Below are 13,445 nucleotides of genomic sequence, written 5' to 3'. Positions count from 1 at the left end.
GGCTGGGTGTAAAAGAACGGGAAAGGCCGGGAGTTTCGTTTGGTCTTTAGACTTCGTTCGCTGAAGATCCTTCCCTCACTTCCCCTTCTTGCCTCCGCGTTTCGGTTTGCCGTAAGTGACTTTCTTGGTCTTGGGCAGCACTCCGCCTTCGTCGGGATTCAGCCCGGCTTGTTTTTTGAGTTCGCGGATTTGGTCGCGCAGAAGGGCGGCACGTTCGAATTCCAGTTTGGTGGCGGCTTCGGCCATTTCGCCTTCCAGCTCGCGGATGACATCCACGACGGCAAAGTCCCCCCCCGCTTCACGCAGGACATTGTCTTCCACTTCCTTGGCTTTGCCCAGCGTTTGTAGAGACTCCTGCACGCCCCGGCGGACGGTCTGTGGGGTGATGCCATACTTTTCGTTATGGTCCATCTGCACTTGGCGCCGGTAACCACTGATGCTGAGCAGGGAGCGGATGCTCTGGGTCTCGATATCGGCAAACAAGACGACTTCTCCAGCCACATGCCGGGCCGCGCGACCAGCGGTCTGGATGAGCGAGGTTTCGCTGCGGAGAAAGCCCTCTTTATCGGCATCCAGGATGCAGACGAGGCTGACTTCGGGCAGGTCCAGACCTTCACGAAGGAGGTTAATGCCGACAAGCACATCGCAGTCGCCCTTGCGCAGGCTGCGCAGGATTTCCACGCGTTCGATGGCGTCAATGTCGCTGTGCAGGTAGCGGACTTTCATGTCCAGATTCCGCAGGTAATCGGTCAGGTCTTCAGCCGTGCGTTTGGTCAAGGTGGTGACGAGAACGCGCTCACCTTTTTCGATGCGTTGACGGCAGAGTTCGATGGTTTCATCAATCTGGCCTTTCAGGGGCTTGAGGGTGATGATGGGGTCCAGCAGGCCGGTGGGGCGGATGATCTGCTCCACCACCAGGGCTTTGCCTTTGGTTTCGACATCGAACTTCTCCACTGGCTGGGAATTGCCGCTGACCCGCACGGCCAGGCCGGGGAGAGCAGCGGGGGTGCCTTCTTCTTCGCCGATGCGGTCGCGCTTATGCGGGATGTAGGTGTCATTTCCGACGACGCTGTTTTCGATCTCGAACCGTGCAGGTGTGGCGCTGACATAGACGAGCTGGCCCACGGCATCCATGAACTCAGGGAACTTCAGCGGGCGGTTATCCAGGGCACTGGGCAGGCGAAAACCGTGCTCGACCAGGACAGTCTTGCGCGAGCGGTCCCCCTCATACATGCCGCCGATCTGGGGGATGGTGGCGTGGCTCTCATCCACCAGGCAGAGAAAGTCGTCTGGGAAAAAATCCAGCAGGGTGCCCGGTGTAGCCCCAGGCACGCGGCCCGTGAGGTGGCGGCTGTAGTTTTCGATGCCCTGGCAAAAGCCCATTTCCTGCATCATTTCGATGTCATGCTCCGTGCGCATTTTCAGGCGCTGGGCCTCGAGGAGTTTGCCTTCTTTTTCAAAGTTGGCCACGCAGGTCTCCATCTCATCGCGGATCTTTACCACAGCTCGTTTTAACTTGTCGTTAGGCGTGACGAACTGCTTGGCAGGGAAGATGGTGTAGTTCGGCATCTTCAGGGTGACGGTGCCAGTGAGGATATCCACAGCGCTGATGCGGTCCACCTCGTCGCCAAAGAACTCCACGCGGATGGCCTCGCTATCCAGGTAAGCGGGGACGATCTCCACCACGTCTCCCCGGGCACGGAAGGTGCCACGCTTGAGCTGGATGTCATTACGCTCATAGAGCATGTCCACCAGCTTGGTAAGAAAGGTTTCCCGACTCATCTGCTGGCCCACATGCACGGGCACCATCATGCCTTCGTAGTCTTCGGGCGAGCCCAAGCCATAGATGCAGGAGACACTGGCGATGACGACGACATCTTTGCGCGTGATGAGCGCGCCCATGGTGGAAAGGCGCAGGCGCTCGATCTCGTCATTGATGCTGCTGTCCTTCTCGATGTATGTGTCGGTGCGCGGAATGTAAGCCTCGGGCTGGTAGTAGTCGAAGTAACTGACGAAGTACTCCACCGCATTGTTGGGGAAGAAGTTCTTAAACTCCGAATAGAGCTGCGCCGCGAGGGTCTTGTTATGAGAGAAAACCAGGGACGGTTTGCCGATCTCGGCAATGATGTTGGCCATGGTGTAGGTCTTGCCAGATCCCGTAACGCCTAACAAAGTTTGATGCCGATTGCCAGCGCGGACGGATTTTACCAGCTTGGCAATGGCCTGGGCCTGATCGCCTTTCGGTTCGTATTCGCGATTGAGTTGGAAGGGGGAAGCCACGTGGGGGAGAGGGTATCGAAAGGGGTGGGGCAAGGCAAGCGGCGGCTGCGACGAAAGCCAGCCTCTAGCATACGCGGCAGGTCAAAGGGCAGAGCATTGGAACTTCACCGCTGTCCCTCCGCCGCCACACACTCCGGCCCATTTCGTAGGCGCTTCATTCCGGCACGCTACCTGGGCACCACGGCCACGTAATTGCGCACGGTGCTCCACCCAGGACGGCTGATCTCCTGGCCATCGGCCTGCCGGGCGTAGAGGGCAGTGGAGCGTCCACCATCCAAGTTTAGGGCACGCAGCACAGGCATCCCGGGCAGCAACCCGTCACTGGCGAGTAGATCCCCCAGTCCTGCTAAGGTGGTGCTGCGTACTGTCCCCACGGCCCACTGCCGCTGGCCATCCGTGGCGATGAAGGTACGGGTGGCGTGCTTCGTGCGGTTCAGTGTGGGCAAAGGCCGGCCTTCATCCACCAGTCGTGGCCCAGCCTGCACCATTTGCGTCACCCCTTGAGTCCCTAAAAACTCCGAGTTCCACACGAGGTAGGGTTCTTGACCGATGACGACGAGGGCCCCCGAGACGAGGCTGCTGCGGGTAAACTGGCCGGTCTGGCCCTGGGCCGTGATCATGAGGCCCAGCGTGGAAAAGTCCGGGTGGAAAAAGCCCCCATTCACTCCTGCGATGGCTCCGGCTTGGCGCATGACGGAGATCAAAGCTCCACCCCCGGCCAAGGAATCAGGCTGATCCAGCACCTTGAGCGCGCACTGCTGACTGTCGAAAATGATCACACTCACTTCAGCGGCCCCTTCAGCGCTGCGGGCGGTGAATTCATGCAGATGCGCCCCTGCATTCAGAGGGCGGCTGCGCACGGACGAGGCCTGCTGCCAGGGGGACAGAGCCTGCGGTGGGGCCTCTTGCGGCGGAGGCAACTGCACGAGCCGCTGCGGCTGCGGTGCAAATATAGGCGTGGGAGGGGGCTGCGAAGCCGGGTAGGTCGGCGCAGCCTGGTAGGCCTGCTGGGCACACTGGGGCAGGCACAGGGCGGCTAGGGCAGGTAGCAGGCGGGCTTTCATGAGGGCAGATGCAGGTCAACCCTGGAGGGCTGACTGAGCATACGCCATTAAAGCTTCCGGGCTGCTTTGCAGCCACTTTTGCATGGATTCCAGTGCGTGGGCCCGGTGGCTGAGCTGGTTTTTCACTTCAGCAGGCAGTTCGCCAAAGGTCTGGCTGTAATCTTCTGGCGTGAACATGGCATCGTAGCCAAAACCCCCACGCCCGCGCTCGATGGTGCTCACCCGGCCTTCAATGATGCCGTGAGTGACATGCAGTACTTCTCCATCCCGCACCAGGGCGAGGCAGCAGCGAAAGCGGGCCGGGAAGATCTGGCCAGGATTTGTGCTCACGCGGCGAAGGCGTTCCTTCAGCGCACGGCGGTTGTCCTCATCCGTCGCGTTTTCTCCGGCGAACCGGGCCGAGCGCACCCCTGGCTCCTTGTTCAAAATATCCACTTCCAGGCCTGAATCGTCCGCCAGAACCAGGAGCCCAGGGCGGGCTGCACTGGCCGCCTGTGCCTTGATGATCGCATTGGCTTCGAAGGTCGTCCCGGTCTCTTCAGGCATGACCATCCCAGGGATGGATCTCAGGTCTTCGACCTGCCATTCGGTGCCGAGCATGGCGGAAACTTCCTGGGTTTTGTGGGCGTTGGCGGTGGCGAGCAGCAGTTGCGGCATAAACGGAGTGAAAGGTTTTGTGTAGCGTAAGAAGATCAGTGGATCAATTTGAAGATTCTTTAGCCTGAATATGGTGATATTGGCCTGCTAGCATCCAGAATCAACGGAGAAGTTGGCAGGTATTTATTACTCAATATTTAGATTAAGTGAAAAAGCGGGCACGATCTTTCCCTGATCTTTCTATCCCGGGGGATTCAACAAAGAAGATCGGCCATGATGAGGAACTGCATTTTCTGCCCCAGTTCCTAGGTGCGGAGGACTTCCGGGTGAAAAACAGGCCTACAGGCCCTGCTCTTGAAGTAATGAATCTGACGCCACCTGTGACGAAACTGCTGAAAAAAAGCTCATTTGCCCCTGAAAATCAGCGGTAAAGCGAGGTCCCCGCTGCGACGTACCGCATGCCTGAATGGGATTTTCCTTTGACCCCACCCCCCCACGCGGCTAAAACGGGCATCCCTTTCCATGCCTGCATCAGACCGTCAACACACGCTGGCCAAGCCCGCCTCCATCACTGGCACCTCTCTGCACACCGGTGAGCAAGTCACCCTCACCCTGCAGCCTGCGCCAGAAAACTTCGGTTTTAAATTTCGCCGCATGGACCTGGAGGACAAGCCCTTCATCCCGGCTCTAGTAGAGAAAGTGCAGAAGGTGGAGCGCGCCACCACCATCGCCGAAGGCGGCGTGAATGTGCACACGGTGGAGCATGTCATCAGCGCCCTGGCCGGCATGGGCGTGGACAATGCCATCATTGAGATGGATGCCAACGAGCCTCCCATCGTGGACGGCAGCTCTCAGCCTTTTGTCGAGCTCATCAAAAAAGCTGGCCTGCAGGAGCAGTCGGAACCGCGCAAAATCTTCGAAATCCGCGAGCCCATTTACCAAGAGACGCGAGATGGCACCATCATCACCATCGTGCCGGATAAAAAATTCCGCGTGAGCTGCACCAATGTGGGCCCTGGTGGGCGCTTTACCCAGTATCTTTCTCTGGAGATCAACCCCGAGACTTACGAGAAGGAAATCGCCCCGGCACGCACCTTTGTTTATTATGAAGACATCGCCCCGCTGATGGAAAAAGGGCTGATCAAAGGGGGCACCCTTGAGGCCGCTGTGGTGGTGCGCGGAGACACGCTGCTGTCCAAGCAGCCCCTGCGGTTTAACAATGAGTTTGTTCGCCACAAGATCCTCGACATCATCGGGGACCTGATGCTTTCTGGCAAGCGCATCACCGGCCACGTCATCGCCGTGCGCCCAGGCCACGGGCCAAATACAGAGATGGCCCGCGCCATTGTCTCCCAATACAACGCCATGCGGGCCATGGTGCCACCAGCGGTCAACATCCCGGGCGGGGAAGCCGTGCTGGACATCAATGAGGTGATGAACATCCTGCCGCACAGGTACCCCTTCCTGCTGGTGGATCGCATCATCGGCTTCGAAGGCGAAACGAAGTGCCGTGGCATCAAGAATGTGACCATCAACGAGCAGTTCTTCCAGGGTCACTTCCCAGGTCACCCCATCATGCCCGGCGTGCTGCAACTGGAGGCCATGGCCCAGGTGGCCAGCATCGTGCTCCTGCGCATGCCCAGCCACCAGGGCAAGATCGGCTACTTCCTCAGCGCTAACAACGTCAAGTGGCGCAAGCCCGTCGTACCGGGGGATACCCTGATCATCGAGACCGAGATCACTAAGGCCAAGCGCAGCGTCGCCCAAGCCATCGGCCGTTGTTTGGTGAATGGCCAGGTCGTCTCCGAAGCTGAACTGATGTTTAACGTGGTGGACCGTTAAACAACCCACCCGCCGGAACTCTTCCTGCTTTCTCCTCCCCAGTCTGACCCACTGCCTTCCCCTTCTGCATGCCCATTCACCCCACTGCCATTGTTGATCCTTCGGCGAAAATCGGTGCCGATGTCACCATCGGTCCCTACTGCATCATTGGCGCAAACGTGGAAATTGGCGATGGCACTTCGTTGCAGCATCACGTGACGATCATGGGCCCGACCAAAATCGGGAAGAACAACCGTTTCTACGCCTATGGCTCCATCGGCCAGCAGACGCAGGATCTCAAATACGCAGCCGAGCCCACGTACTTGGAGATTGGCGATGACAACACCTTCCGCGAATTTTGTTCCGTCCACCGCGCCACCAGCGCCGGGGATAAGACCTTGATCGGCAGCCATAACAACTTCCTCTCCTACGTCCACATCGCCCATGACTGCATCGTGGGAAATCACGTCATCTTTTCGAATAACGGCACCTTGGCGGGTCACGTGGTGGTGGAGGATCACGTCATCCTCGGCGGCCTCAGTGCCGTGCATCAGTTCTGCCGCATCGGCACACGCAGCATCATTGGCGGGTGCTCCAAAGTGGTCCAAGACGTGACCCCGTACAGCACCGCCGATGGCAACCCCGCCCGTACCCGTGGGCTGAACATCGTCGGCCTTCAGCGGGCCGGTTTTTCCCGCGACCAAATGCGCGCCATCCGCGCGGCCTTTCGCAAAGTCTATCGCAGTGGTTTGAACAACGCCCAGGCCGTGGAAGAGCTGCGCAGCGGTTCCCTCAGCGCCGAGGCGACCCTCTTCACTGACTTCGTTGCCAATACCAAACGCGGCATCACCCCGGGCAGCAAAGCCGGCGTGGAAGACGGTGAGGACTGACGCTCCGACCTCGGGACGGAGCTGCCTAAGCGCGTTGCAAAGCCCCTGAGGCAAGATCGAGGACAGAAACCTTCCTCCACTCACCAAAGCTGAGTTAGAGCATATACACGCAGCGCTTGAGAGGGAACATCTCTGGACCTACCAGCCGATTTCTACATGGACCTTGGAGGCACTAGAAAACGGGCACGCACGGCGCTTATACTGGGGGTAAGATAGGCTGGAAACTGCAACAGGCATTGAAACGATAGTCGCAAAGGCAGCTCGATAATTGAGGCAATCAATAATCTTGATCCAACTCCAACGAGCAGATTAAACTCGGTCCTTCATGCGCTATTTCCTGCCGGATCTCCGCTTATCATGTGAATTACCTCCCCAGTCTGCCGTTGCTGATAAACTTGGCGGGCTGCCTTGGGGAATGAGCCAAGAACAATGGCCTAAATGCAAGGATTGTGGAAAGTCACAGTCTCTACTGGCTCAGTTCATTCATGATCCTGATCGCTTTGATTTAGGGAGAGAAGGCCGTGTGTTGAATGTCTTTCAATGCAACCATAATCCTGGAATGTGCAACACCTGGGAGGGTGGTTCCGGAGCCAATGCCTGCTTCATCAGCGAACCCGAAGAGCTTACAAATCAGCTAGCAGAGCTACCAGAGGACATGCCCCCTCTAGAGAGAGAAGCCATCATCATCGGCTGGGTAGAAAACGAGGACGGCATTGATGCTTCAAAGGAGGGCCACTTTTATTCTTCAGACACCTATTACACCCTCCCAGAATTGGAAAAAGAGAAGGTCATCATGGGGACAAAACTCGGAAGCGTTCCGTGGTGGGTTCAAAGTCCCGATGAAACTCCTAAAGGCGACTGGCGATTTGTAGCTCAACTCTCCGACTTCTACAGTTTTCTCACGCCGCCCTCTGCCAAACACCTCGACATAAGCGAGGATCCTGAAAGATGGGAGGGACGGACGCACCAATGCGACGGCCCCAACTTTGGGGGCTGCGGAACGGGTTTCATCTTTCTTAATTCGGCACCAAAACCAGAAGGTTGGTTTTTCTGGCAATGCTGAATTGCTAGTTATCGGACATCCCGCCACAGCCATGTGAGGGCTTCGGGGAGTTTCGGGGCTATGCCTCGGCTGCCGTGAAAGCATTCGGTCCAGTCCATGCGGTAGTCGTAATTCATGTACTTGAGGCTGGCTTCCATCATGCGGTTGGCCAGGGGCCAGTTGCCGAATTTGTTGTCCAGGTCATTGACGCCATCCAAGAGATACACGCGGATGGGTTTGCGCTCAGTCACACGCAGCAGATAGGGGTAGGCATTGCCGCCTCGGATGTCCACAAAGGTGCCCACCCAACTGAGGACTTTGTGAAATTTATCGGGTCTTTCCCAAGCAGCGGTGAAGGCGCAGATGCCGCCGGAGGAGCCCCCAGCGATGGCCCAGGCCTGGGGATCTTGACGGAACTTCACGCTGTAACGCTTTTCCACCTCCGGTAGGATCTCGGTGAGGAGGAAGCGGGAGTAGGCATCTCCCAGACTGTCGTATTCAAAACCGCGATTACCGGCTTTATCTCCCGGCTTTTGGTTAGACTTGCGACCGGGATCAATGAAGACACCGACGGTCACGGGCATCTTTTTCTGGTGAATGAGGTTGTCAAAGACGGTGCTGACACGCAGGGAGCCATTCGGGTCCACATGGCGGCCGCCATCCTGCCAGACCATGAGGCAGGCTTCGCTGCCTGCCTGGTATTGCTGAGGCACATAGACGCTGACCCCGCGCAGGGTGTCTGGGAAAACTTGGCTTTGGGACCAGTCGAATTTCTCCAGGCGGCCCACGGGCACCCCAGGCTGCTTTTCACTGTCTGCGGTGTAGTCGTAGTGCTCCAGGTGCACGGTGCCTGCCACCCGGGCCATGCCATCCACCTCGATGCGGTAGCCAAATTCCTGGAAGTTTTCCATCTTCTGCACCAGCACCTGCAGGCCGTCATCCCCCACACGGATCATGTTGCCAATGAGAGTGCCATTGCTACGGACCACACGGGCGGGATTCATGTCCATGACCGCCCAGGCCACCGTGGTGGCTTCGACCTTGGTTCCGGGTTTGCCTTGCAGCAGGCGCTGACGGCCGAACAGACGGATGACTTCGTCATGCACCTTCCCGAGCTGCGCGGCATCGGGAGAGGTTGCGAGGGTCTTTTGCAGGTTGGCCAGGGAGACTGGAACTTGCTTAGGTGCCTGGGCCAAAACGGACGAGGAAAGAGCGAGGAAAAAAAGGAACAGGCGCCAGAACATGGGCTCAAGTAAACGAGGGCAAGCCCCTGTACTTTCGCCGAATGCAGGGGAAAACCGATTCGGACTCTTGGGCTCAAGCTAAGCCTTCGATTCCCCCGCTGTCTCTTTCGGGCCGCCGCTGATTTTTTCCGCCAAGGTCTGCACAATGACATAGAGCCAAGGAATGAAAAAGACCCCGATGACGGTGGCTGCGGTCATGCCAAAACAGACGGCCGTGCCCAGACTCTGGCGGCTGGCCGCCCCTGCCCCGCTGGAAATCACCAGCGGCACCACGCCGAGGATGAAGGCCAGAGAAGTCATGATGATGGGCCGGAGACGCAGACGTGCCCCCTCCAGCGCCGCCTCGCGGATGCTCATGCCCTGCTCGCGTCGGCTGCGGGCAAACTCAACAATCAAAATGGCATTCTTCGCCGCCAGGCCGAGCAGCATGACCAGACCGATCTGCACATACACATCATTGGTTAACCCACGCAGCCAGGCAGCAGTGAACGCGCCAAAGATGCCGATGGGCAGGCCAAAAAGTACGGCAAACGGCACGGCCCAGCTTTCATACTGAGCGGCGAGCACAAGGAATACAAAGAGCAAGGCGAGCGCGAAGATGGTGACTTGCTGACCTCCTGCCTCCTTTTCCTGAAGGGCCGTGCCCGTCCATTCATACCCGTAACCAGCGGGCAAGTTTTCTTTGGCCAGATCCTCCATGGCCGTGATGACCTGGCCAGAGCTCACACCCGGTTTGCCCGTGGCCGAGATCTCGGCCGTGCGATAGACGTTGTAATGCGGCAGAAGGTCCGAGCCCGTGGTGGACTCCACCTTAGCAAAGGTGCTGAAGGGCACCATGCCTCCTTCGGCATTGCGTGTGTAGATGCCGTAGATGTCCTCAGGCTTCATGCGGTATTCAGGCTCGGCCTGCACCTTCACCTGAAAGCTGCGGCCAAAGAGCGTGAGGTCATTCACATAAATACCACCCAGGTAAGCCTGGAGGGAGCTAAAGACACCATCCAGCGGAATGCCCAGGGTTTTGATTTTATCACGATCCAGCTCCACCAAGGTCTGCGGCACGCGGGTGCTGAAGAAGGTGAAAACACGGGCCAACTGCGGATGCTGTGAGGCGGCTGCAAGGAAACGATCGGCCACTTCTTGCAATTGCTGGGGGGTGCCGCCGCCTTGATCCTGAAGCTCAAACTGCACCCCGCCGGCATTGCCCAGACCCTGGATGGGCGGTGGCGATGTGGGGATGACCATGGCCTCCGGGATCTGACTCACGCGGGCAAAAATATTGGGGACGAGCTGCGCCACCTGCATGGAGGGGTCCGTCCGCTCCTTCCAGTCCTTGAGAGACACGATGCACACCCCTGCACTGGAACTGCGCGCGCCGCTGAGGAGATTTAGCCCGCCGATGGTGATGACGTCCTGCACCCCAGGCGTCTTTTGCAAAATCTCTTCCACCTTCCGCAGCACACGATCCGTGCGCTCCTGCGAGGCACCATCTGGCAGGGTGGTGACCACAAAAAGATAGCCCATGTCTTCATCCGGCAAGAAGGAGGTGGGCAGCCGATTCAGCAGGCCGATGATGCCCGCGTAAATGCCAAACAGCAGGACCGCCGTGATCAAACCAAAGCGCATCATCCAACGACACACGCCTACGTAACTTCCAGTTAGGCGATCAAAAAAGCGGTTAAAGACGCCGAGCAGTCGGCCAAGGGGTCCCTTGGAGGTCTTGCGCGGACGCAGCAGCATGACACAAAGCGCGGGCGTGAGCGAAAGCGCCACCAGGGCCGAAAGGATCACCGAGACAGAAAGCGTCATGGCAAACTGCTGATACAGCTTCCCCGTAATGCCCCCCATGAAGGAGACGGGAATGAAGACCGAACATAACACCAGCGCGATGGCGATGACGGGGCCGGAGACTTCATCCATGGCCTTTTTAGTCGCTTCCAGCGGACTCAGCCCATGCTCGATGTGGTGCTCCACTGCCTCCACTACCACGATGGCATCATCCACCACGATCCCGATAGCCAACACGAGGGCGAAAAGCGTCAGCGTATTGATGGTGAAACCCATGACCCCGAACAGGGCAAAGGTGCCGATGAGAGACACAGGCACAGCCAGCATGGGGATGAAGGTGGCACGCCAGTTTCCCAGGAAGATAAAGACCACCAGCACCACCAGCACAAAAGCCTCCACCAGTGTGTGCATCACCTCCTCCAATGAGGCCGTCACAAAAAGTGTGGTGTCAAAACTGACCTTCGCTTCCATGCCAGGAGGAAAGCTCTTCGCCAGCTCTTCCATGCGCTCGCGACAGGCAATGGCCGTATCCAAAGCATTTGCCGTAGGAAGCTGAAAAATCCCGATGAGAGCGGCTGCCGAACCATTGATGCGACCAAAACTGGCGTAGTCTTTGCCGCCTAATTCCGTGCGTGCCACATCATTCAGGCGCACCACGGTGCCATCTGTCAGCGTGGTGATGACGATGCTGCCAAATTCCTCCGCACTCACCAGACGACCGCGAACGTTGACGGAAAATTGAAACTCCGTGCCCTTCTCCGCAGGCGGCGCGCCGATCTGGCCGGCAGCAGCCTGAATGTTTTGCTCCTGCAAAGCACGCGTCACATCCGTCGCCGTCAGCCCCAAGTTCGCCAGCTTGTCCGGCTGTAGCCAGACCCGCATGGAGTAGTCCTTTTGAGTAAAAATATTCACCGCGCCCACGCCCGGCACACGGGCCATCTGCGGCTGCAAATTCAGGAAGGCGTAGTTGTTGAGGAAGAGATCGTCATACTCGCCATTCTTGGAACTGAGCGCAAAGACCAGCAGCATGTCGGGTGACTGCTTGGTCACTGTGATGCCGTTTTTTACCACGTCCGCAGGCAGGCGTGACTGAGCACGGGCCACGCGGTTTTGTACATCCACGGCTGCATCGTCAATGTTCTTGCCCACGCGAAAGGTGACCTTGATGGAGGCCTGGCCATCGCTGGTACTGCCGCTGGACATGTAAAGCATGTCCTCAGCGCCATTGATCTCCTGCTCGAGCGGTGAGGTCACGGTCTCCTCCACCACTTGAGAACTGGCACCAGGGTAGGTCGCCGTCACCTGGATGGTGGGGGGCGTCATGTTGGGGTAACGGGCGATGGGCAGCGTGCGCAGCCCCAGCCAGCCGACCAGCACAATGAGGATGGATAACACCATCGCAAAGACACGACGTTTGATGAAGAAGTGGGCCATGGCGGTGAGTCCTTGGGGAAAAGATTACTTCGCTGCCGGGGCGGTGGCTTCTGGCTTTGCAGGCGCAGGGGCGGGGCTTTCAGCCTCAGGCTCGGTGGGATTCACCACCATGCCGGGACGCGCTTTTTGCACCCCTTCGATGATGACTCGATCTCCCTCACTCAGGCCGCTGCTCACGATGAATTGATCATTGTATCGTCCATCCGTTTTCACGGGTTTTTGGATGACTTTATTGCCTTCACCCACGAGTAAGACGGACTGGAGACTCTGGGTTTCAATGACGGCCCGCTGCGGCACCAGCAGGGCATCGGGCCGCTCTTCAGGCTTGGCCCGCACGCGAGCAAACTGGCCGGGGCGCAGGAGGTTTTCCGCATTCGGAAAGCTGACCACGATCTTCAACGTGCCGGTCCTGGAATCCAGGGCGCGATCGGCAAATTCAAAGCGGCCTTTGTGCTCATACACTTTGCCATCGCTGAGGATGAGCTCGAATTCCATTTTCGCGCTATGCTCCTCTTTAGCGACTTCATCACCCATGAAGCGCCGCTGAAAGCGCAGGTAGTTCTGCTCCGCCACATTGAAGCTCACCCGCATAGGATTCGTGGTGGAAACGGTGGCCAGCAGCATGGTATCGGCGCTGCTGCCCACGAAGTTGCCCACATCCACATTGCGCGCGCCGATCATGCCATCAAACGGGGCCACCATCGTCGCATAGCTGAGGTTGAGTTCTGCTGTGGCCAGGGCAGCTTTCGCGGCCAGGAGGTCGGCCTCGGCTACTTTCGCCGTGGTACCTGCGGTATCGCGATCTTGTTTGGAAATGGCACTGGCAGCCACCAGCGGCTCCAGCCGTTGCAGATCGCCTTTGGCCCTTTCGAGGGAGGCTTCCGCCTTGCTCACATTGGCCTTAGATTGGTCCACCACCGCTGCGTAGGAGCGTGGATCGATTTTAAAAAGCAGGTCTCCTTTTTTGACGAGACTGCCCTCCTTAAACGGGGCTTCCGTGATGAAGCCACTGACCCGGGCGCGGATCTCCACCGTTTCCGAGGCCTGAGTCTGCCCCACGTTTTCCACGTAGATCGGCACGTTCTGTTTCGTCACCTTTCCCACGACGACTGCGGGCGGCGGTGGGGCGGCCGCTGGTCCTGTTTGAGGAGGTTTGCAGGCAGGCATCAACGAGAGGCCTAACAATGAAAGCACACTAAACCTAACGGAGGGAAACAGTCTCGCATTCATAACCAAGAGGAGAACACATCAGCACAACCTTGGCCAATGATTCCCACGGAATAAACGC

Annotated in this window: 9 protein-coding genes; 3 read left to right on the top strand and 6 right to left on the bottom strand. The window is 58.2% G+C overall.

The features are described 5' to 3' along the window. Positions 1–75: 75 nt before the first annotated feature. The 3 genes from HNQ64_RS09670 to rdgB all read right to left on the bottom strand — a co-directional run bounded on the left by HNQ64_RS09670 (position 76) and on the right by rdgB (position 4,001). Entirely contained in the window at positions 76–2,280 is a 2,205-nt protein-coding gene (locus HNQ64_RS09670; protein WP_184207921.1) for a helicase-related protein, read from the bottom strand. A gap of 167 nt (positions 2,281–2,447) precedes the next feature. Continuing rightward, a complete protein-coding gene (locus HNQ64_RS09665) occupies positions 2,448–3,344 on the bottom strand; it encodes a phosphodiester glycosidase family protein (protein WP_184207919.1) in 897 nt (298 codons plus the stop codon). A gap of 15 nt (positions 3,345–3,359) precedes the next feature. Continuing rightward, positions 3,360–4,001 carry an RdgB/HAM1 family non-canonical purine NTP pyrophosphatase gene (gene rdgB / locus HNQ64_RS09660; protein ID WP_184207917.1) on the bottom strand — a complete coding sequence of 214 codons (642 nt, stop codon included), beginning with the start codon at positions 3,999–4,001 and terminating at the stop codon, positions 3,360–3,362. Between the two features lie 462 nt (positions 4,002–4,463). Here rdgB and HNQ64_RS09655 point away from each other — a divergent pair, with 462 nt between their 5' ends. The 3 genes from HNQ64_RS09655 to HNQ64_RS09645 all read left to right on the top strand — a co-directional run bounded on the left by HNQ64_RS09655 (position 4,464) and on the right by HNQ64_RS09645 (position 7,715). Then, on the top strand, positions 4,464–5,783 hold the full coding sequence (locus tag HNQ64_RS09655; protein ID WP_184207915.1) for a bifunctional UDP-3-O-[3-hydroxymyristoyl] N-acetylglucosamine deacetylase/3-hydroxyacyl-ACP dehydratase: 1,320 nt from the start codon (positions 4,464–4,466) through the stop codon (positions 5,781–5,783). A gap of 68 nt (positions 5,784–5,851) precedes the next feature. Beyond that, positions 5,852–6,652 carry an acyl-ACP--UDP-N-acetylglucosamine O-acyltransferase gene (gene lpxA / locus HNQ64_RS09650; protein WP_184207913.1) on the top strand — a complete coding sequence of 267 codons (801 nt, stop codon included), beginning with the start codon at positions 5,852–5,854 and terminating at the stop codon, positions 6,650–6,652. Between the two features lie 325 nt (positions 6,653–6,977). Continuing rightward, positions 6,978–7,715: a hypothetical protein gene (locus tag HNQ64_RS09645; protein ID WP_184207911.1), complete on the top strand. Its 738-nt coding sequence runs from the start codon at positions 6,978–6,980 to the stop codon at positions 7,713–7,715. An 8-nt stretch (positions 7,716–7,723) separates the two neighbouring features. On the opposite strand, the gene HNQ64_RS09640 is transcribed toward HNQ64_RS09645, so the two are convergent. The 3 genes from HNQ64_RS09640 to HNQ64_RS09630 all read right to left on the bottom strand — a co-directional run bounded on the left by HNQ64_RS09640 (position 7,724) and on the right by HNQ64_RS09630 (position 13,387). Next, positions 7,724–8,938 (bottom strand): alpha/beta hydrolase, encoded by a 1,215-nt coding sequence (locus tag HNQ64_RS09640; protein ID WP_184207909.1) that lies wholly within the window; start codon positions 8,936–8,938, stop codon positions 7,724–7,726. Positions 8,939–9,016: 78 nt separating this feature from the next. Next, positions 9,017–12,157: an efflux RND transporter permease subunit gene (locus HNQ64_RS09635; protein ID WP_184207907.1), complete on the bottom strand. Its 3,141-nt coding sequence runs from the start codon at positions 12,155–12,157 to the stop codon at positions 9,017–9,019. A gap of 24 nt (positions 12,158–12,181) precedes the next feature. After that, the gene (locus tag HNQ64_RS09630) at positions 12,182–13,387 is read right to left on the bottom strand and encodes an efflux RND transporter periplasmic adaptor subunit (protein WP_184207905.1); all 1,206 of its coding nucleotides are present in this window, start codon (positions 13,385–13,387) and stop codon (positions 12,182–12,184) included. Between the last annotated feature and the right edge of the window lie 58 nt (positions 13,388–13,445).

The organism is Prosthecobacter dejongeii (genome assembly GCF_014203045.1).
GTDB lineage: Bacteria > Verrucomicrobiota > Verrucomicrobiia > Verrucomicrobiales > Verrucomicrobiaceae > Prosthecobacter > Prosthecobacter dejongeii.
Note: the sequence above shows the minus strand (reverse complement) of the source record. Positions and strands in the feature narration are given on the sequence as shown.

What these genes read in the sequence shown, in the direction of transcription:
- HNQ64_RS09655 (WP_184207915.1), top strand. Translation starts at nt 4,464, where the DNA reads ATGCCTGCATCAGACCGTCAACACACGCTGGCCAAGCCCGCCTCCATC.
- rdgB (WP_184207917.1), bottom strand. Translation starts at nt 4,001, where the DNA reads ATGCCGCAACTGCTGCTCGCCACCGCCAACGCCCACAAAACCCAGGAA.
- HNQ64_RS09640 (WP_184207909.1), bottom strand. Translation starts at nt 8,938, where the DNA reads ATGTTCTGGCGCCTGTTCCTTTTTTTCCTCGCTCTTTCCTCGTCCGTT.
- lpxA (WP_184207913.1), top strand. Translation starts at nt 5,852, where the DNA reads ATGCCCATTCACCCCACTGCCATTGTTGATCCTTCGGCGAAAATCGGT.
- HNQ64_RS09665 (WP_184207919.1), bottom strand. Translation starts at nt 3,344, where the DNA reads ATGAAAGCCCGCCTGCTACCTGCCCTAGCCGCCCTGTGCCTGCCCCAG.
- HNQ64_RS09630 (WP_184207905.1), bottom strand. Translation starts at nt 13,387, where the DNA reads ATGAATGCGAGACTGTTTCCCTCCGTTAGGTTTAGTGTGCTTTCATTG.
- HNQ64_RS09645 (WP_184207911.1), top strand. Translation starts at nt 6,978, where the DNA reads ATGCGCTATTTCCTGCCGGATCTCCGCTTATCATGTGAATTACCTCCC.
- HNQ64_RS09635 (WP_184207907.1), bottom strand. Translation starts at nt 12,157, where the DNA reads ATGGCCCACTTCTTCATCAAACGTCGTGTCTTTGCGATGGTGTTATCC.